This window comes from Nocardia sienata NBRC 100364 (assembly GCF_001613205.1).
In the GTDB taxonomy this organism is placed as follows: Bacteria; Actinomycetota; Actinomycetes; order Mycobacteriales; family Mycobacteriaceae; genus Nocardia; species Nocardia sienata.
The window spans coordinates 98,571-119,283 of record NZ_BDBX01000001.1 but is presented as its reverse complement, the minus strand read 5'-3'; the positions used below and the strand labels follow the sequence as shown (position 1 = coordinate 119,283).

Sequence of the window (20,713 nt, the reverse complement as noted above, 5' to 3'; positions counted from 1 at the left end):
GGAGGCCGCGCGGCCACCCGAGACTGCGCCCGCACGCCGGCGCCGTCGATGCCGACCCATTGCGGGTCGGTGTCCGATACGGTTGTTGTCCCGCTCCTTCGCGAGGAGCATGGGGGCGTGGACGTCTGGGTAGGTGTCGCCGATTGGGCGCGCTCGACCGAAACCCTGCAGCGATCGGGTGTCGATGGAATGTGGACCTGTGGTGCCCTTCCCGCTGGCGCAACGCTCATGCGATGAGGTAGCGGGCCCCGCCCTGCGGTCATCCGGTCCGCAGGGCTGTGCCGACAGCGGCGGCGAACCACTTCGTGTGGACGGGCTACTTCACCCCGCCGGGTTGAAACTGCTCGACGTCGCCCCACTCCCACGCGATACTTCCGTCGGCGACAGCGTGCTTTATCAGCGCCCACACTAGATGGATGTCGCGGTGGGGAGGCAGGTCGATCGCGATGTGGCGATCCTCGCTCCATTCTGATTTCAGGTAACTCTGCGTTACGGCATCATCGATGGCGTCGTGCAGCCGGTTGGCGTCGCTATCCGACAGCGCCGGCAGCAGGAGGATACGAAAGACGCGGTGCTCGGACTTCTCGAGAGTGCGGTCACCTGCCGACCGGCCGAGTCCGGCCTCACTCGATCACCGAGCGCGAGGCTGTAGACGCGGAAGGGAATGCGTGAAACCTTGAAGATGTCCTCACCGTGTGGCTCCAGCCACAGCTGTTCGAGTGTGTCCGAGAAGCCGTACGGTTCGAGGTTGGCCCGTCGGGATCCACCGATCAACGGCGTTGTGATTCGCCGATGTGGCCACCCGCCCGCTCGCATGCACACCGAGAGCGCTCTCCATTGACCGGCCGGGGCGTGAGCAAGGGGCGTTCGATAGGGGCCGCAGCAAGGATCACGACCGGATTGCCACAATGGTTTCCGCCAGCTCGACCACCCGTCGATCAGAATCGCCGTACCGTGCCTCCATGTGTCCGCGCAACCGCTCCAGACGGTCCAGTGCCTCCGCTTTCCTACCGAGGTGGAGAACGCATTCGGCGAGCCTGCGCTGGCAGACCATGACCTGGTCGTCGTAGGGGCCACGCTCGGAGGTCAAGTCATCGATGAGGACCCCATACAGGTCGGCGGCCTCGGCGTAGCTCTCGGATTCGAAACGCAGGCCCGCCAGTTCGACCCGAGCGTCCACCACGTCCGCATCCCGTGCGCCCAGTACGGGTACCGCCGCGTCGACAACGGTCTTGAGGTGGCGTATGGCCGGGTGGTAACGCGACTCGTCGGCCAGCCGGCGAGCACGTTCGACCGCTCGTTGCAGATCGCCGCGGCTCAGATCATCGGTGGGGACATCGGAAGCCGAGGACCGCTGTGCGACCTGGATCGTCTCGTGTGGTGTGAGCACAGCGGAAAGGTCCGGCCCGGGAGCGGACGCACTCACCGCGACGGCGTACATGCGGGCCGGACTGTCCACGTCGTCGATCAATTCGCCCAGCTCGGCCACATGACGCATCAGTACCGTGTGGACGATATTCGCTCCGGCCGGTCGGCTTTCGGCCTTCTTCTCCAGCATGCACATGATCAGTCCCGCCATATCGGCCGGCATTTCGGGCCGCTCGTCCCGAATGTTCGGTGCAGCGGCGGATACTTGCTGCTTCCACACCGTGTAAGCACTGTCGCCGGCGAATACACGGTCGCCGGTGAGCATTTCGTGCACAATGAGTCCTAGTGCGTACAGGTCGGTCTGCGGGCTCACCTCCCGAGATTCGACCTGTTCGGGTGCCATGTATGCGGGTGTGCCGAGGGTCTGTCCGGTGGTCGTGTAGCGGCTGAGCCCGGAATCGAGTGCGATGGCGAGACCGAAATCGAGTACTTTCACGGTGCCGTTGTCGCAGAGCATGAGGTTGGACGGTTTGAGGTCGCGATGGTAGATGCGGTGCCGGTGTGTTGCCGTGAGTACCGCGGCGACCTGCGCGCCGAGCGCCGCCACGGCGCCGACCGGTAGCGGACCTCTGCGGGCGAGCAGATCGTCGAAGGTGACACCGTCGACGAACTCCATGACGAGGAACGGGCGCGGTGTCGGCTCCTCGGTAGTGCCGGCATCGTAGATCGCCGGCGTACCCGGATGGCTCACCGTCGCCATCAGTTCCGCTTCGCGCAGGAAGCGTTTGGTCCAGTCGGGGTCGCTGTCGAGGTTCGGCTGCGTCACCTTCACCGCGATCCGGCGTTTCAGGTTTCGGTCGAATCCCTCGTACACCTGCCCCATTCCCCCGGCGCCGACCTGGCGGATGAGTTCGTATCGGCCTCCGACGAGCTGCACCGCCCACCTCCGTGATACGTCGAAACTACTCGCCGGCTCCCGGCCGCAGACGGCCGGTGGCCAGCCCCCGATACCCGAGGTGTACCAAGTGCTCGATATCGGCGCGGCGTTCCTGCCAGCTTTCTTCCAGCCTACGGAGTTGCGCGAATTCCGCCGCGCAGCGGCGTTGTTCGGCCGGCGGTAGCCGCGGTATCCCGACGGTGTGCAGGTCGATATCGCCACTGTGCTCGTCGTCGATCGCGGCACGCAGAACGCCGGCGAGGAAACCGGGATCCAGTATGGCGGGATCGGTACGCAAGAGATCAATTCCAGGGCCGAGGAGCATGTCGGACTCCGTGCACACGCGCACCGCCGGCTCCTGTGGAGCCAGAGCTACATCTCCGGCGCGGATGATCACCGCGCCCGCCACAGCGGCGTCTCCACACCGCGATGCCGATCGTCCCAACCGGATGTCCTTTGCCGTCAGCATCGACGCCACACCGTCGGCGCTCACGACAGTCGGTGGCGACCGATGGATTTCGACCATGCCGGCCTCGGCGAGCTCACCCACCGTCACCACACCGTAAATTGCCGGGTTCGGCTCCAGCATCGGCGGCGTTTCCGCCGGCCTCTCCAGGTACGTGGTCCGAAGCGCCGAGTACCTGTCTGCGGCGGCCGCCGGCCGCTCCGGAGTCAGGTCGACGTAGTCGTCGAGCCGGTCGATGATGCGGACCGTGAACCGCTCGGCCTCGGGATGTGCGGGGTCGAAACGGAACGCCTGCCACACCGCGGCCGCGGCGGACAGGTCGCCTGCCGTGTGCATCAACAGCACGGACTGCGGCCGTTCACCGTCCGCCTCGTGTAGGAGCCAGAGGTCGCGGTCCACGGCGAGCCCGGTGACGACGGCCCGGAGAACCCCGGTGCGCAGCAGTGTCCTCCGCAGCGGGCGCGCCCTGCTGCTCGACGCCGCGGCGGCCGGCATGAGTACGCACACCGTCCCGGAATCCGATGCCTGAGTGAGACATTGGCGGGCCCAGGCAGCCGCGCCCTCGGTGGACTCCCACCGCCGGTCACCGTCGTCGCCGAAGTATCCGGGGTCGTAGACGGTCGCATCGAATGCCTGCGCCGCGGACTCATACCACACGTCGAACCTTCCTGTCCGTCGGCCGCATCGCGTCGACAACCAACAGCCGTCCCGGGTGTGCCTGCTGCGACCAGTCCCCGATCAATCGTCCTCCACTGGTACCAGCGCCCCGGTGGTGAGACCCGCGAATACCTGGTCGGTGAGTTCTTCTGCGGCCGCGGCCGCGCGTGACGCCGCGAGACGTAACTGGAAGAACCGCCGGAACAGCAGTCCGTAGTGCTGCTGTTCGGTCGCGGAGACCACGGGTATGCGGAGCCGACTCGGGTCGAAACGCACGGTCGATGTCCGGGCGGCGGAGATACCGTCGGAACCGGACAGGAATCCGGCGAGGAACCAAGGGTCGAGGCATTCCTGATCGACCCGCAGCGTGTGCAGGTGGGGGCCCCGGATCGCGCCGGCGTCCTCGGGCCCGGCGACGCGAACGGCCCGCCCGCTACCGTGATCGCCCCGCATCGCCGGCACCAGCACATCCCCCACCTCGATACCGACTTCTTCGGCTGGTCTCGCTGAACTCATCGCACCCGACGCCGCCTTCCCGGTAACCACATCACCGGCGGTCAGCACCCTACGCCGGTCACCGCCTGCGGCCCCTTCTTCGACAGGCGGTTGCGCACGAATCCATTGCAACTGTCCGTGTTTCGCCAGCTCGGCGACCGTGACCCGGCGCCACGACCGCCCGTCGGACTCTGTCCAGCCCGCCAGCGCGGCCCGCGCCGCGCCGAACTCTTCCCCTGCTTCACCGAGTCGCCGGACCGCGGCGTCGACCCGGCCCGCCACGCCTTCGGTGTCGATCGTTTCATGCACGTACAGCCCGGGTGCCAGATCGACGGTGTCGTCGAGAATATCGATCGAGCTCACGGCCGCAGCGGCATTCGAGACCGTCGCGGGATCCTGCCCGTTCTCGAATGCCTCCCACGCACCGAGCACCGTCTCGGTCACGGAGTCCCACGCGATGCGATCCTCGCCGGCCCTCGGAGCCCCCCGCGTCGTATCGACGAACAGCACGGTGTCGGGTGTGCGGGCACCGGGCTCGGGCCGGCGCAGGACCCAGACCTGTAACCCGACATGCCGGGGCGGCGCCGCGCCCGGTGCCAGCCCGACAACTGCCCGGAGCACACCCGCCCGCACCAGATTGGCCCGGATCTTGCGTCCCGACGGACGCCCGGCCACCGCCGGCGGCAGCAGCACGGCAGCGGTTCCGCCCGGACGCAGGTGGGCCACGGCGTGTTGCACCCACGCCAGCTCCGACTCCAGGCGGGGTGGCAGCCCGAACTCCCAGCGCGTGTCGAACGCGAGGGCCGAGGCACCCCAATCCCGGTCACCGTAGGGCGGATTCAGGAGCACACCATCGACGAGGAGATCGGGAAAAGCGTCGGCTGGCAGACTGTCTCCGGTACGGATATCGGGCGCCGTTCCGGTTTCCGCTTCCACCGTCAATCGGGCCCGCTCCGCCTGCACCGGAGCGATGTCCTGACCGTAGAGTTCGTCAGCACCGAGCGCTGCCGCCGCCGACAGCAGCGTCCCGCTACCGCAGGCAGGATCGAGAACACTGCGCACACGCGGACCACAGACCAGGTGCGACATGAGAGCTGCCACCCGGCCGGGCGTCGGGTAGACACCTGTCGTGGGCTGGTCTTCCATCGCCCGTTCGGCGAGCGCATCGACCGCCGCCCGCGCCCCGTCCGTCTTGTGCACTTTCTCCAACAGGCCCACCGCGCGCTGCGAGAGCTCGGCGGGTACCGATTCGTCTGCCGCCCAACCGTTCTCGCTCCGGTGTAGCCCGCGCATCAGTTGCGTGACACTCGCGGGTGTGGCCTCGGCTCGAAGCAGCGTGCGCAGCTCCGCCATCGGCGACTCGGGCGGTGCGATGTCGTGGTCGGCCAGCCAGGCCCGCACCGCACCGAGGTCGAACAGCGGCCGAGCCTCGCTCCCGCCCACAGCCTTCGGAAAGTCGTTGTGTCGGCGCCGCCAGTTGCTGACCGTAGCGCGCGTAACACCGGCGAGCCTGGAGAGCTCTGCGGCACTGACCGTGGACGCGGGTTCGGGCATACCACTCCTCTCCGTTCCCCTGCACTCACCTTGCCCAATCCGTGAGCAAAAATCAACAATCGAAAACGTGTTGACATTGTTTTCACGCTATTCGTATGGTTGCTTCACTCAACGCTCCGCTTCGGCGGCGGCTCCCTCCACACCATTCGGAGAAATACATGCTCAACGCCACCCGTGCCCGCTCTGCCGTCCTCGCCCTCGGCACCGCGGCGGCCCTGTCCGTCGCCGCCCCCACCGCGTCGGCCGCCCCCGCCACCGGTTCCGCCGGCGGCTCATCCGCCCCCGGCTGCGGACCGCGCTCGGGCGCCGACCATCTCTTCCTGCAGGAGTCCTACTTCGACGAAGAGACCTGTGAAGTACAGGACGCCGCCATTCAGCTCGCACTGGCCGATTGCCACTGGCTCGATGTGAACGGCGGGTCCGCGCGCAACCGGATCGCCCTGGCGGAAAGTCACGAGGACACCGTCGACTACCCGTACATCTTCGTGCACGCGGCCATCACCGCCTATTGCCCGCACCACGACTCCTGAGCGACCGGAAGTCATGGGAAACAAGCCCGCCATTCGGACTTCTGTCTGCACACGACGGTGGACGGCCGTGAACAAATCCGCCTACCGGCACGAGCGCGACGCGCTGGAACGCATCCGTGCCGCCATCCCGGACACCGACCCGTGGCGGGCATGGACCAAATTCTCCTTCGCGACGGCGACGGGCCGGCTGTTCGAGGTCGACCTGCTCATCACGGCCCCGGGCGGACTGCACCTGGTGGAATTGAAATCCTGGCGCGGCCGTCTCACAGCGACCGAGTCTGGTTGGGTGCAGACCAACGAATCGAACGAACAGATCGCACACGGCCGCCCCGCTGCAGCCGGCCTTGCACAAAAGCACGGCACTCACCCGGCTTTTGGCCGCGGTCGGCAAGCACGTGGCGGTGCGGCCGATCCTGTGCCTGAGCAACGATCGGCTCGAGGTCGAACTGCCGGGCAGCGATCTCCGGCACACGCTGTCGGTCGGTTCGCTGGTGAAGCGGCTGTCCCGCCCGACGCACATCGCGTGTCACCGCATGACCCGGCACCGCGTCGACGGTATCGAGCGCGCACTGGCCTCAGTGGGAATCGCGCCGCCCGGACAGCAGCTACCGACCGAATGGCCTGGCGGCGAACCGGTCCCCGGATTCGAGGGAATCACGTAGAAACAAATAAGGTCCCGCAAGCGGTACTAAGTTGATTCGTTCGGCCGTCCACAAACCAGGAGCACCTTCGATGACCCTCGTGCACCCGCGTGACGATCTCAGCGTTGCCCCCGGCTCGATCGTCGTGGTCCGCGACGAGGAATGGCTGGTGACCTCCGCCGAGCAAGGCTCCGATGGCTGGCTGCTGCGAGTGCGCGGCCTGTCGGAACTGGTCGCGGATACCACCGCGACCTTCTACGCCGCCCTCGACAAGATCGAAGTCCTGAACCCGGCCGATGCCGAGGTCGTCCCCGACGGTTCCTCCGGCTACCGCGACTCCCGACTCTGGCTCGAAGCGCTGCTCCGCAAAACCCCTTTCCCCTACGGCGACCAAACGCTCACCGTCTCCACCCGCATGCTCGCCGATTCCCTCGGCTACCAGCGCGCCGCGGTCGCCAAGGCCCTCGACCCCCGCCTCATCCGTCCGCGGATCCTGCTCGCCGACGCGGTAGGTCTGGGTAAGACTCTCGAAATCGGCATGATCCTGTCCGAGCTCGTGCAGCGTGGTCGCGGCGAGCGCATCCTCATCGTCACGCCCCGCCATGTCCTCGAGCAGATGCAGCACGAGCTGTGGTGCCGTTTCGCCCTGCCGTTCGTGCGACTCGATTCCGCCGGCATCCAGAAGGTGCGCCAGAAGCTCCCCGCCACCCGCAACCCTTTCACCTACTACAAGCGCGCGATCATCTCCATCGACACCCTCAAAAGCCCCCGCTACAAAGCCCATCTGGAACGCCAGCACTGGGACGCGGTCGTCATCGACGAATCCCACAACCTCACCAACGTCGGCACCCAGAACAACGAACTCGCCCGCGTCCTGGCCCCGAACACCGAGGCTCTGATCCTCGCCTCGGCAACCCCGCACAACGGCCGCGAGGATTCCTTCGCCGAACTCCTGCGCCTCCTGGACCCGACCGCCGTAGCCGCCGACGGCTCGTTCAGCAAGGACGACGTCTCCGCCTTGCTGATCCGCCGCCACCGCCATCACGACGAGGTCGCCGCGGAGGTCGGCAGCGATTGGGCCGAACGCGCCGAACCCGTGCACAGTCTCGTCCAGCCTTCGCCCGCCGAGGACGCGGTCGCCCGCGAACTGGCCCAGGTCTGGCTGCACCCGAGCACCGGCATCTCCCCGTACTCCGGCGAAGCCAAATCCCTGTTCCCCTGGACCCTGGCCAAAGCCTTCCTCTCCTCCCCCGCCGCCCTACGCGAATCCATCGACCAGCGCCGCCGCAAACTGCAGGAAAAAAGCGGCCCACACACCCCCGAGCAGCGCACCGAACTCACCGCCCTCGACACCCTCGCCGACCTCAACGACAAGGCGTTCACCGAATCGGCCGGTAAACAGGCCGCGCTCATCCAGCGCCTGCGGGAGATCGGCGTCGGCCCGAAGTCGGATATGCGCGCGGTGGTCTTCGCCGAGCGCATCGCCACCCTGAAGTGGCTCACCGAATCCCTCCCCGACGCCCTGGGTCTGAAACCGGAGAACATCGCCATGCTGCACGGCGGTCTCTCCGATATCGAACAGCAGCAGATCGTCGACAGCTTCAAACTCGAGACCTCCCCCATCCGCGTCCTCGTCACCGGCGATGTCGCCTCCGAGGGCGTGAACCTGCACGCCCAATGCCACCACCTCATCCACTACGACATCCCCTGGTCCCTGATCCGCATCGAGCAGCGCAACGGCCGTATCGACCGCTACGGCCAGCGCCGCCCACCCGTGATCTCCTCACTGATCCTGGAACCGTCGGACCCCGAATTCTCCGGCGACCTCCGCGTCCTGTCCCGCCTACTGGAGAAGGAGAACCAGGCCCACACCACCCTCGGCGACGTCGCCTCCCTGATGGGCAAACACAGCGTCGGCGAGGAAGAGTCAGCGATCCGCGACGTTCTGGCCCGCAAAACCACCCTCGACGATCAGGTCCGCAGCATCGACGAAGTACTCGACGGCGACGATATCGACGCTTTCTTCGCCCAGATGGACCTCGAAGCCGACGAGGCACCCGAACTACCCGAACAGCCCCGCCAGAGCCTGTATCCCGACGACATCTCCTTCCTCGACGAAGCCCTGCGCGCCGGCTTCAACGACGTCCCCCACGCCGACCCCGCAGCCGGCGGCGTCGGCTGGACCGTCCACCGCGACCACGGCATCGCCGAACTCGTCCCCCCGAAAGACCTGCGCCAGCGCCTCATCCAGCTCCCGCAGAACTATCTCCAGCACGGCCGCGTCCTCGAACGCCTCAAACTCGCCACCTCCCCCCAGGTCGGCGACGCCCAGCTCCGCGCCGCCAAACAGGGCAAGGGCATCGACAACACCACCTGGCCCGAAGCCCACTTCCTCGGCCCCCTGCACCCCGTGCTCGACTGGGCGAGCGACCGCGCCCTCAGCGCCTTGGGCCGCAACCAGATCTTCGCCATCCGCGGCACCCTCGACGCCCCCACCGTCCTGCTCATGGGCACCCTCATGAACCGCCGCGGCCAGCTCGTCTCCCGCGTCTTCTCCACCGTCGTCTTCCCGAACCCGACCAGCCCATCCTTCGCTCTGGTCAACACCCACTCCGACCTCGACTTCCTACTCACCGACACCGGCCTGCGCCCCGGCACCGCCAACCCCGGCGCCCTCGGAGACCCCCAGCGGTTACGCGAACTGATCCCGATCGCCGTAGACAAGGCCGGCGAGTCGATGAAACTCGTCCTCGACCAGCAGGAAGCCACCGCCACCGAACGCCTCGCCGCCTGGCGCCGCCGCGCCGACCGCTGGTATTCCGCCGCCGAACAACTCGACCTGTTCGGCAGCCAGAAGAGCAAGGTCGACAAACTGTCCCGCCGGATCGCCGAAGAGCAGCGCCTCGCCGAATCCCTCGCCCCCACCCAGCAGCTGGTGCGCCCCCTGCTGGTGATCGTCCCCGAACAGGAGCAGTAACCGTGGCTTCCTTCGATTCCATCGTCGTCGGCGAGGACTGGATCAGCGAACACTACTTCACCACCGATTCGGTGAAGGAGTCGTTCCACGGCAAGGTCATGGACTTGCGCAAAGGCTGGGACGCCGAAGCCAAGGAGGGCCGCGACACCGTCCGCAGCCGCTTCCTCACCGCCGCCCGCGACCTGCAAACCGCCCTCGCCGCCCTCACCGAAAACCCCGACGCCGCTCCCAAAGCCCACGCCCACCTGCGCACCGTCTTCGGCTACCCCGGCGAACTCACCGACTTCACCACCGAACGCGCCGGCTCCGACCTCCTCATCCCCGCCGCCCAACTCGCCGGCACCCCCGACATCCTGTTCCTCCAAGCCACCCCGGCCGCCACCCTCGAAGACCTCCTCGACCCCGACACCGGCCACCTCATCACCCCCGCCACCGAAGACGGCAAACCCATCGAATCCCTCTCGAAAGCCGTCTCCGCCGCCTTCCGCTCCGACACCCCACCCGCCTTCATCGTCGTCCAAGCCGGCCAATGGCACCTCCTCGCCGAAGCCGAACGCTGGGCCGAGGGGCGTTACCTCGCCGTCGACCTCCTCGTGGTCGCCGAACGCAAACACGAAGCCCGCGGCGGGGAGGTCGACCGCACGGCCGCGATCTTCGGCGCGCAATCACTGAAACCCGACGCCGACGGGAATATCTGGTGGGCCGGGGTGCTGGAAGACTCCGTCAAACACACGGTCGGGGTGTCCAAGGACCTGCGTGAAGGTATCCGGCTCTCCATCGAAATCATCGCCAACGAGGTGGTCCGACGGCGCCGCGAACGCGGGCTGACGATGGACGGTATCGACGCAAACGAACTCGCCAAACACTCGCTGCGGTTCCTGTATCGGATCCTGTTCCTGCTGTATGCGGAAGCGTCGCCGGAAATGCAGGTCCTGCCCACCGGCGCCGCGGAATACGAGGAGGGTTACGGTCTCGACCGGCTCCGCGAACTCACCCTCACCGAGTTGGTCTCCCACCGCGCCCGCACCGGGACGCACCTGTACGAGTCGCTGAAGAAACTCTTCGACCTGGTCGACCAGGGGCACACGCCTGCGGTCCGCGAGAACATCGCCGACGACCCCGCACCCGGTCTCCAGTTCAACCCCCTCCGCGCGGACCTGTTCTCGCCGAAAGCCACCGAACTCATCGACGAGGTCGGGCTCGGCAACGAGGCGACCCAGCAGGTCCTCGCTCACCTCCTGCTCACCAAGGAGAGCAAGTCCCGCAAGGGCGCCGACCGGGGGTTCATCAGCTACGCCGAACTCGGCATCAACCAGCTCGGCGCGGTCTACGAGGGCCTGATGTCCTACACCGGGTTCTTCGCCGAGGAAGACCTGTACGAGGTCGCCAAGAACGGCGACCCGGAAAAGGGTTCCTGGGTGGTGCCGGTGGACCGCGCGGACCACCTCTCCGAATCCGACTTCGTCCGCGCCGAAGACCCCGACACCCACGAACTGAAACCGGTCGTCCACCGCAAAGGCACCTTCGTCTTCCGCCTCGCCGGCCGCGAACGCCAGCAGTCGGCGTCGTACTACACCCCCGAGGTGCTGACCAAGTTCGTCGTCTCGCAAGCACTCGAAGAACTGCTCGACCAGAACGGCACCCGCACCACTCCCGAAGAAATCCTCCAACTCACCATCTGTGAGCCCGCCCTCGGGTCAGGGGCGTTCGCCATCGAAGCCGTCCGACAGCTCGCCGCCGAATATTTGACCCGCAAGCAGCACGACCTCGACAAACGAATCGAACCCGACCGGTACCCGGTGGAGCTGCAAAAGGTGAAGGCGCATATCGCCCTGCACCAGGTGTACGGGGTCGACCTCAACGCCACCGCCGTCGAACTCGCCGAAATCTCCCTCTGGCTCGACACCATGGTCGCCGGCCTCCAAGCCCCCTGGTTCGGCCTCCACCTGCGACGCGGCAACTCCCTCATCGGCGGCCGGCGGGCTGTATACCAGCCGACCCATCTCGCGAAAAAAGCATGGCTGAAGACAGTGCCCACGGATATTCCGCTAGGCCAGGAGATCGGCGCCGGCATCCACCACTTCCTACTCCCCGCCGACGGCTGGGGCGCCGTGGTGGACACCGTCGAAGCCAAAACCTACGCACCGGAAAGACGCGAAGAACTCCGGCTATGGCGCAACGATATCCGCAAAACGCCTTCGAAGGAGATCGCTCGTCGGCTGATGGCCCTGTCACAGCGTGTTGAGACACTGTGGGAGCTGACACTTCGGCGGCTCACCATCGCCGAGGAATCCATCCGCCGCGACCTGCACCTGTGGGGGGGAGTACCCGTCGAACCCGGCCCCGGAGTAAGACGGGAACAGATCGAAGCGATCCTGTACGACGAGAACGGAGCCTACCGTCGACTGCGCCGGGTGATGGACGCCTGGTGCGCGCTCTGGTCCTGGCCTGTAACCACTGATGTCACCGCACCGGACTGGGATCAGTGGGTCGGCGGGCTCGAAGCGGTGCTCGGCATCGCACCGAGAGCTGGAAAATTCGAGAAGTACGGGCAGACCAGCATCGCAGGAGACTTGAGCTGGTACGAATTGGATTCTGCGGAGGACACCGACCGGGCCTTCGCACAAGCGAAACCGACCGACGCGGCAGTCCAGGAGTTTCCGTGGCTGGGCGTGGCTGCGGGTATCGCTCAGGCTCAAGGGTTTCATCACTGGGAGCTGGACTTCGCAGCTGTGTTTGCACGGGGCGGGTTCGATCTACAGGTGGGTAATCCGCCGTGGGTCCGGCCGGACTGGGACGAGGCAGCCGTTCTTGCAGACTTCGATCCGTGGTGGCAGTTGTCAAACAAGCCGCCAGAGACCGTGAAGCGGGAGAAACTAGCCGAAGTACTCGCTGCACCTGCTCAGCGTGCGATATTCCTGGACGAGCGCACGAACCAGTCGGGGCAAAACGAACATCTCGGTTCGGAAATCGACCGGCCCATACTTGGCGGGCTCCAGCCGGACATGTATCGGTGTTTCATGGAACGCACTTGGCGCTCCATGTCCCCGGACGGCATCATCTCGCTGATCCATCCGGAGAGCCACTTCACCGAAGTGCGTGCGAAGGGTCTCCGTCGAGAGTGCTATCACCGCATCCGGCGGCATTGGGGCTTCAAGAACAACGCCTACGTTTTCCCCGAAATCAGCCACAAGGTGGTGTTCGGCGTTCACGTATACGGACACCTGAGCGGCAGGATTGAGTTCCTACACGCTGGTTCGATCTTCCAGCCAGACGTGGTTGAACGATCACTCGTCCACGATGGAAGCGGAAACCCTCCTGGAATCCGCCAAAACGACGGTTGGGATCTTCGGCCCCACAAGGAACGAATCCTCGAAGTGGATGAAGCCGTTCTGCGCCGCTGGTCAGACCTAGTGGACGCACCTGCAACCCCAGCCGACGAAGCCCGGATGCTCTATCCGGTGAACCACGCAAGTGCCAAAGTCCTGGAGAAAATCGCCGCCGCACCCCGGTTGTCCGACCTCGACTTCCAATGGACAGCCGGCTGGCACGAATCGGCAGACCGCAAGCTCGGCTATTTCGAATCCCGCTCCGCAGTCCCCGACCGCTGGTCCGATGTGATCCTGCAGGGCCCGCACCTCACTGTCGCTACGCCGCTCTACCAGCAGGGAAACCCCAGCATGCGCAGCAATGCGGACTATTCGCCGATCGTCCTGGAAACCCTCCCCGAGGACTTCATTCCTCGCACGAGCTACCAAGTGGCACGGCCATCCACCGAGTACCTCGCGGCATACCCCAGCTGGAATGACGAACCGAGTACCGGCTTCTACCGGTTGGCCTGGCGAGAAATGTGCGATTCGGCGACTGTCCGAACCCTACACACGGCGATACTGCCGCCTGGCCCCGCACATGTCGGTGGAATCCTTTCGCTCACTGTCGACGATCTGGCAGATTTGGCTGTAATGGCAGGGACCACAAGCGGACTCATAGCAGATTTCTTGATCAAAGTGATGGGCGTTGGGCATATCAAGGTTTCGACCCTCGGCAAGATTCCACACATACGAGGTCACCAACTGGAGCCGAATCTCATACTTCGAGCACTCAGACTAAATTGCCTCGTGCGCGAATATGTTCCGTTGTGGGCTGAACTCTACGATCGAGACTGGCAGCATGACTCCTGGGCCCCGGACCAGAATACGCCTGATGCTCAGGGACTTCAGTTGGGCGAGGTTCAACCCCTTTGGACAGCGCAAACACCACTCCGCACAGCCGCTTCCCGACGCCAAGCTCTCATCGAAATCGACGCAATCGTCGCCGTCATCCTCGGCATCACCGCCGACGAACTCCTGACGATCTACCGAACCCAGTTCCCAGTCCTCCAGAGGTACGAACGCGAAGCCCTCTACGACGCCAACGGCCGCCAACTCCCCACCAAACTCGCCTCCGAATACCGCAAGAAGGGCGGCCTCCTCACCTCCGACCTAACCGTCGACGGCATCACCTACGAGGAACCCATCCGAGGCGTCGACCGCGAATACGACATGCAACTAGCCCACTCCCATTTCTCACAGCTAGCTAGCTTTCTACACCCCTTCGATGACACAAGAAATTGTTCTAGCGGATCTATCTGATGCGAACTGCTAGCGTGATAGTTCCGAATTCAATCGTTTACAGTCGAAATATCGTACGGAATTTAAGTATATAGAGTAGCGTCTTTCGACGCCGACTAAAGCTTACAGGCCCGACGCATTATCAGCGAACTGAAGAATATCACCCTCAGAGAAGGATTCAACGTGAACAGCCTCCCGAAAGTCGGCGACACCGACTTCGCTGAACGCGCAGGAATTAATAGAGTCGCAGAGACGGTAAACGGAGCGCGTTGCATCTGGCGTGAGCTGCTACAGAAAGATATAGGAATTGACGGACACATAGAGTACGTGACCCCCGACGGCTACGCCCCGGGCCGAATCATCGCGGTTCAGGTAAAGAGTGGCGCGTCATGGTTTCGCGGATCCAATAAAGAATTTTTATCATACACCGCAAGAAGGTCGCACGCAGAGTATTGGGCACGCTATCCGCTCCCCGTTGTACTGGTACTGCATAACCCGGCTACATCGGAGACTATTTGGGTAGACGCACGAGCTAGCCTACGAACCAGGGGACAAGATGCACCTATCGCGGTACCACGTCGCCAGCGGTTCGACATACTCGGCGTACTGGATGCCCTCAAATCCGACGGGCCCCTTCCAGAAGGAGAGTTCCAAGTCGATGCTGTACTACGCAAAATGGCGAACTCCGCAGCTTCTGCTCAAAGCCTTTCATTTATCACTCTTTTTGCACAAGGAATGACCGACATAGCACACTCACTCTTCTTCTCGATGGGGATCGTATCAGAGGTGCTCGGTTTCAACGCGGCGAAGCACAAGCGTCCGACATTCAATATCGAACAAACAGAGTTCGATTTCATCGACGAGTACGTTCACTTTTTGATAGCTAACGACCTAGCTCGAATAGACTACGGATCCTGGCTACAGTCTTCGCGAGAACTAGGAATGGTCGGGACCTTTATCGCTCCACTATCACAAAAGGGGCGGATGGTCCGGGATAGGATCGCCACCATTGACGCAATGTTGCCAGAAACTAATGGAGATCCCAAACGCTACCCTGCGATACAAGAGCGCTTTGTAGACATGCTCATAAACCGAACTGGAGTGGATGAACTTGCGATTCGCCAGAACAGATTAGATCTGGTTGAAAGATACATACTTGACGGCGCAATCACCTCGTAGCATAAGATATAGATTGGGAGGTCAATCTACTATGTCAGAGAACCTGAAGAATCAGTTAGTGATTGGAATAGCCTCGAGCGCGCTGTTCGATCTTGCAGAATCAGATGCCGTCTTCCGCGAGGAGGGAGAGGAAGCTTATAGGGCCTTTCAAGAGAGCCATCTGAACGACCCACTTCGCCCAGGAGTATCCTTCGAATTCATAAAAAGACTCCTATCTCTGAACGATCTGGCACCTGATAGCGATTCCCAGCTCGTGGATGTGATAGTACTTTCAAGAAACGATCCCGATACTGGACTCCGGGTTATGCGGTCAATCCAGCACCATGAACTTCCCATCACTCGAGCGGTCTTTCGCCAAGGGCGCTCTCCATATAAATTCATGCCCGCATTCAACATGTCGTTATTCCTCTCGGGAAACGAACACGATGTTCGACAAGCCGTAACCGCGGGCTACCCGGCCGGCCTCGTATTGGGAGAGGCCATCGAAGGTGAGGACTCTAGCCCCGACCTGCGAATAGCGTTCGACTTTGACGGCGTACTTGCCTCTGACGAGTCAGAGATTGTAATGCAGGAGCGCGGCTTAAATGACTTTCAAAGCAACGAGGTACTGAATGCCAACGTTCCACTGGCCCCGGGACCCTTGCGTGATTTCCTTGCGGGAGTGAACCGAATCCAGAAAATTGAAGAGAAATACCGACTGGCCGACCCTGGTTATCGCAACCGAATTCATGTCGCAATCGTTACGGCACGAAACGCCCCTGCCCACGAGCGCGCTGTACGCAGCCTTAAGAGCTGGGGCGTAACCGTGAACGATGCATTCTTCTTGGGCGGAATTTCCAAGAAGGGTATACTGGAAATTCTCAAACCACACATATTCTTTGACGATCAGGTTAAACATCTACTTCCGGCAAGCTCCGTAACACCGTGCGTACATATCCCGTTCGGTGTTACCAACGCTCCAGAAATATCGACCGCCTGAAAATTCCCACCGTTTTGCTACTCAATACACCGGAGGAGTGAAGGCATCGATATAGAATCGATCAGCCTTCGACACCGCTCGGGGTTGCCGAACGTGGTGGACACCATTGATGCCGGACCAAATAGGTCATTTACCGCGGCTGCCAATGTATCGACTACTATGCGAACAAGGTCACCACGCGCATCCAGCCATTCCTCCCAAGGCCCAAGTTGTTTGGAATTAGGAACAGCAAAAGAAGACAAGGCAAATACTATATGTGTCACGAGGTTTACACCGAACTCAACGAAAGCAGCGTATCGACCGGTGCTTTCGACAGCGAGAGTGCGCAGATCGTTGACAACCTCTCGACGGAGGAGGACGGACCGCCAGACGTGGTGAGCGGGGGGCGGGCCGCCGAAAAGATCTTCGTAGTGTTCGGTCCACAATGCTGCAGCATTTCGCATAGCATGAGCAGTTAATCCAGGGTCTTCGTGTGTACAGGCAAGGGCAATTATCGCCTCCGATACCGTGCACCCGTCTCGTGCCGGCAAGATCGGACCGCCGCGCTTGGTTGAGTATTCCTTGCCAAACATTCTGGCGATCTCGGTCCGAAGCATCAACTGAGCTGGATCCAGGGCCGCCATATCGGGAGGTTGCACCGGATTTGTCGTATTAACGGCCTTGGTTATCTCGTATGCGCCTGACCCCTTCGGCGGCATTACAATTATGCGCACGAGCACACTGACCGCGCCAACCTCCTGCTGATTCAATTGCGCGTTGTAGATGCTGACAATGGTTTGAGCACCGTTGACGACCGAGACGTTCGAAGCGTGGACCTCCAGAGCTTGCCTGGTTGGGATGGATGTCTCCGTGTTATCAGGCCTTCGAACAGCTACGCTTTCTGCGAGTATCGTTATTCCGTTGTTGAGAAACGAAAAGTGTTCGGGGGCTGTGTGAAGGCTTTCAGCAATCTCGGAATTAACGCTTGTGTCCCCCAGGTAGGTACGCATGTTTCGGACGAACATGTCGTCCCCTGCAGTTCTGTACCATTCGGCGATCTGGGATGCTTTCGCCATACCTATATACGAATCGAATTTTCCTGGTACCCGCATTGACTGATCGAGTGTTAGCCTCAGCGTGACGCCATTATTCGGGCCACTTTCCTCGATTTCGTGAAGCATCCGACTGAGTTCGAAAGTTTGGATCGAAACCAGCGGCATAAATTTGTTCATGCGGGCCACCAAACTACTAACACCGTCATCGATGAGCTCGGATATACTCGTCAATGAGCCAGGGAAGCACAGAACAAGGCGGATATGAATTTGAGGATCCCCAAGCGCAGCCATGACGAGGTTTTCCTTCGCACGTACAGCGTCATTGAAACCATCAAACTGCAAGGACAGCAGGGCCTCCAGACCTGTGATTGCCCGCAGTATGTCGGATCGATCCGGGCGCGCACTTCCGTTGGAACCCCACTTAGTCTGAATGAGAATCAGTTCGTGCCGATTTTGGTCGAAATAGATTGCATCTAAGCCGTTGTTGCCCGGGCCGTCCGTTATGGACCTGGCTGCATCTTCGCCGCTGCAATGAGTGAGCGAGCGGACGGCAAATGCCGTGAGCGCATTCGCATAGAAGATTGGGTCCATGTAGGAATTGGGTAAGGATTGCCGCCCGAGTTCTATGCGTAGAGAGCTGTATTCCGCGTCAAGATAGCCCTTGACCATGTCGATTGCTCTACGCGCGTCCACGGGCATGGCAGGACCCGTCGGCTCAAGAAAGTCGATCCGCCGTCGAGTCGCGGTCGCGCTTTTGGGCTGCGGATTGCGTTCGTTGGATCCTGCATCCACTTGCGCGGGAGGTTCCGTCGGTAGCAGCTGGCTCGGAGCGATATCCAGCGCAGAAGCCAGAGCCACCAAGTCATCAACGTAGATCCGTCTCTGCCCCTTCTCCATCCGAGCCAACGCTGATAGATCCAACGGGCGGCCGAGATCGGCCAGCCGAGCTGACAACGCCTCAAGCGTCAGCTTGCGTTCACGTCTCAGGGAGCGAATCTTGTCGCCAACTCCAAGCCCCACAAGGCCCACCGCAGGTCTAGCAGGGGACATACAATTTTCCTCCGAGTTTTGCGGTTTCCACCAAAAATGGCCAGATTGACGATACTAGATGAGGAACTTGACTTCAGCCTAACCGTAGGGCACGCTCGTCGCGGGACAAGGTCAGCGCGCTGCCGGGTAGTGGAATCGGCACCAGGCCCCGAGTGGTCCCGCGGATCGTGGACGAGAGCGAGGGGTTACAGGGATGGTGCATGCGCCGAACAGGTCTGGAGGCGATAGGCCGCCCCTAATTACGTTGCGCGCCTTCGCTATTCTAGCGTTCGGCCTGGTTGTTGGCGCGTGCGTCGGTATCGGCGCGGGCTTCGTCGCCTATGCAGGGCTAGCCTCCGGCGCGCACGGCACCGGCGCAACCGTTGTTGGAGTTGTAATCGGCATCGGCGCCTTCAGCGGGGCCTTCTTCGCGGCAGTCGCTGGGCTGCGCTCGCTCGTCGAGTAGGATCCACACCCGTCTGCAACGTTGCCCAGGTACAACTTGGTATACGCTAAATTGCCATTCGGCAGCGATGCGAAAGACCTTGACGCTCAAGGGCGTGACGACTCCCCATCGGCCGGAGTTGCGCCGGAAGCCTCTGCGATCTGGTCTATATCTTGCGCAAGGTCGAAGTCCAACTCGGTCAACTTCCGCCCAACATCGTGGGTCGTGATCCGGAACTCGATGCGCTGCCATGTGATCAGCATGTCGGGATGGTGGCTCACCTCCCGCGCCTTCGCCGCGACATACATCGCGAGGTGCACGCACTCGTGGTAGGTATGCGCGAAAGTGCGTGTGATCTCGTCGCCGTCGCGCTTCCAGCCGGGCAGGGATTTGAGGCGGCGGGAAATTTCGCTGTCGTCCAGCGGTTCGGCGAGTTCGGTCATGCGAAGGACTCTATGAGTTCGCGAAGCTCACGCCCCGCTGAGGTGTCCACCCACGCCCGGGCATAGGAGGTGATCCCCTGCAGTTCGATGCGCAGTCTTGCGGACCCTGTAACTCGCACCGCCTTAACCGCTTCCGAAGCTGCCCATACGGCCCGGTCCGGATCCGGGACCCTGGAGAGCACAGTCGACTGCCGTGCCCGGAACACCGCATTGTCGCGGCGCGCTGACTCCGGCATGGAGTCTATTATCTCGTCCCACAGGGCGGCTGCATCGATTGCGTCCTGCGTACTGCCCGTGCGCCCATAACAGGTCGCACGCTGTACTTCCACATAGCGCGGGGTACGGCGGCAGGAGTTTCCCCACGGATGCGCGTCATCAATTCGCTCGATGAGAGGAGTAGCCTCATCGAGCTGGCGGTCCGCTGTGGACCGATCACCGAGCATTGCGTGTCCCTGTGCCTCGTACTGAAGCGCCATCACGCGGACCTTTGGGGAAAGCTTCGTCCCGACCGCTAGCGCTGCACGCGCGTAGTCGACGACAGTACGGCCGTCGTTGTCGTCCAGCGCGAGCATTGCCATATTCGAAAGCGCATAGGAGATGAGCTGGGGATTGCCGCAGCGGTGTGCGAGGGACAACGTGGCATCCCGCCATTTTGCCGAGGCCGCACGGTTCCCTGCATCCTGATACAGCCAGCCGAGTAGAGCCGCATACGCGGTGCCGATCTCAAGCAGCCTCCGCCTCACCGGCGGGTCACCCGTACAGCGAGCCGCGCGATCAATTCCGTTTGAGCCTTCACGGTGGGAATGAGGTACAGAGGCCCCAGGTACATGTCTGCGGTGTAGTGACCGGAGAGTTGGGAGCGGAAGTAGTCCACGAGTTCGGGGGCCACACGGGTACCACTCACCACGTCTGACATTTCGATTGGCGTCGTAATCGTGTCCGACTTCGCGACGCCGACAGCGAGGGCCGGCAATCCTAGAATGGCGGCCCCGAAATCACGTCGCCTCACGTTATCGGCTTTCTGCGGGTCGAACAAAAACTCGGCAGTACTCAGCGAGGATATCTCCGCCCCGGCGGTTTCGGGAGTCGAGTCCCGTTCGCGTAGAGCGACATCGAATCGTTCCCGCTGCTCATCATCGAGCCTGCGGCGGGTGGTGTCCATGCACTCGGAGTACTTTGCACCCAGCGTGATGTCGGCTCCCCTGCGTTCCCATTTGCCGACCGCCTCGATCGAACAACCGATCCGGTCGGCGAACTGAACCTGTGTATCCCGCAACGCCGTACGCAGCGCGGCCACCTCGAGCCCAGTCCACTTGATAATCGTCATCTGTCGGCGTTCTCCCCTCCGCTGTAATACCGCCAGCGTACG

General features: G+C 62.7%; 12 protein-coding genes and 2 pseudogenes. 7 read left to right on the top strand and 7 right to left on the bottom strand.

From position 1 onward, the window contains the following. Positions 1-316: 316 nt before the first annotated feature. The 4 genes and pseudogenes from NS4_RS33760 to NS4_RS00490 all read right to left on the bottom strand — a co-directional run. A pseudogene (locus NS4_RS33760) lies at positions 317-595 on the bottom strand (hypothetical protein); the annotation flags it as partial. A 294-nt stretch (positions 596-889) separates the two neighbouring features. Then, a complete protein-coding gene (locus NS4_RS00500; RefSeq protein WP_245664920.1) occupies positions 890-2,305 on the bottom strand; it encodes a serine/threonine-protein kinase in 1,416 nt (471 codons plus the stop codon). A 25-nt stretch (positions 2,306-2,330) separates the two neighbouring features. Next, positions 2,331-3,428 carry a hypothetical protein gene (locus tag NS4_RS00495; RefSeq protein ID WP_063057463.1) on the bottom strand — a complete coding sequence of 366 codons (1,098 nt, stop codon included), beginning with the start codon at positions 3,426-3,428 and terminating at the stop codon, positions 2,331-2,333. Positions 3,429-3,509: 81 nt separating this feature from the next. Beyond that, positions 3,510-5,477 carry an N-6 DNA methylase gene (locus NS4_RS00490; protein ID WP_063057462.1) on the bottom strand — a complete coding sequence of 656 codons (1,968 nt, stop codon included), beginning with the start codon at positions 5,475-5,477 and terminating at the stop codon, positions 3,510-3,512. 158 nt (positions 5,478-5,635) lie between these two features. Here NS4_RS00490 and NS4_RS00485 point away from each other — a divergent pair, with 158 nt between their 5' ends. The 7 genes and pseudogenes from NS4_RS00485 (at position 5,636) to NS4_RS31120 (ending at position 16,393) form a co-directional block, all read left to right on the top strand. Beyond that, on the top strand, positions 5,636-6,007 hold the full coding sequence (locus NS4_RS00485; RefSeq protein ID WP_063057461.1) for a DUF732 domain-containing protein: 372 nt from the start codon (positions 5,636-5,638) through the stop codon (positions 6,005-6,007). Between the two features lie 13 nt (positions 6,008-6,020). After that, positions 6,021-6,302, top strand: a pseudogene (locus NS4_RS33755) (nuclease-related domain-containing protein); the annotation flags it as partial. A 49-nt stretch (positions 6,303-6,351) separates the two neighbouring features. Beyond that, positions 6,352-6,669 carry a hypothetical protein gene (locus NS4_RS33055; RefSeq protein WP_030524940.1) on the top strand — a complete coding sequence of 106 codons (318 nt, stop codon included), beginning with the start codon at positions 6,352-6,354 and terminating at the stop codon, positions 6,667-6,669. A 70-nt stretch (positions 6,670-6,739) separates the two neighbouring features. After that, a complete protein-coding gene (locus NS4_RS00475; protein ID WP_063057460.1) occupies positions 6,740-9,625 on the top strand; it encodes a helicase-related protein in 2,886 nt (961 codons plus the stop codon). A 2-nt stretch (positions 9,626-9,627) separates the two neighbouring features. Beyond that, positions 9,628-14,256, top strand: coding sequence for an Eco57I restriction-modification methylase domain-containing protein (locus NS4_RS00470; RefSeq protein ID WP_063057459.1), 4,629 nt, complete (start codon positions 9,628-9,630; stop codon positions 14,254-14,256). 162 nt (positions 14,257-14,418) lie between these two features. Then, on the top strand, positions 14,419-15,414 hold the full coding sequence (locus NS4_RS31125; protein WP_169811708.1) for a DUF4365 domain-containing protein: 996 nt from the start codon (positions 14,419-14,421) through the stop codon (positions 15,412-15,414). 31 nt (positions 15,415-15,445) lie between these two features. Beyond that, on the top strand, positions 15,446-16,393 hold the full coding sequence (locus NS4_RS31120; RefSeq protein WP_084486376.1) for a 5'-nucleotidase: 948 nt from the start codon (positions 15,446-15,448) through the stop codon (positions 16,391-16,393). Positions 16,394-16,410: 17 nt separating this feature from the next. Here NS4_RS31120 and NS4_RS31115 read toward each other — a convergent pair whose 3' ends face one another. The 3 genes from NS4_RS31115 to NS4_RS34010 all read right to left on the bottom strand — a co-directional run bounded on the left by NS4_RS31115 (position 16,411) and on the right by NS4_RS34010 (position 20,318). After that, on the bottom strand, positions 16,411-18,477 hold the full coding sequence (locus tag NS4_RS31115; protein WP_084486373.1) for an AIPR family protein: 2,067 nt from the start codon (positions 18,475-18,477) through the stop codon (positions 16,411-16,413). Between the two features lie 531 nt (positions 18,478-19,008). Beyond that, positions 19,009-19,344, bottom strand: coding sequence for a 4a-hydroxytetrahydrobiopterin dehydratase (locus tag NS4_RS00455; RefSeq protein WP_063057456.1), 336 nt, complete (start codon positions 19,342-19,344; stop codon positions 19,009-19,011). Continuing rightward, complete coding sequence (locus tag NS4_RS34010; RefSeq protein ID WP_501193437.1) at positions 19,341-20,318, bottom strand: NsdA family TPR-like regulatory protein; 978 nt, start codon at positions 20,316-20,318, stop codon at positions 19,341-19,343. The genes NS4_RS00455 and NS4_RS34010 overlap by 4 nt, the downstream gene beginning before the upstream one ends. Between the last annotated feature and the right edge of the window lie 395 nt (positions 20,319-20,713).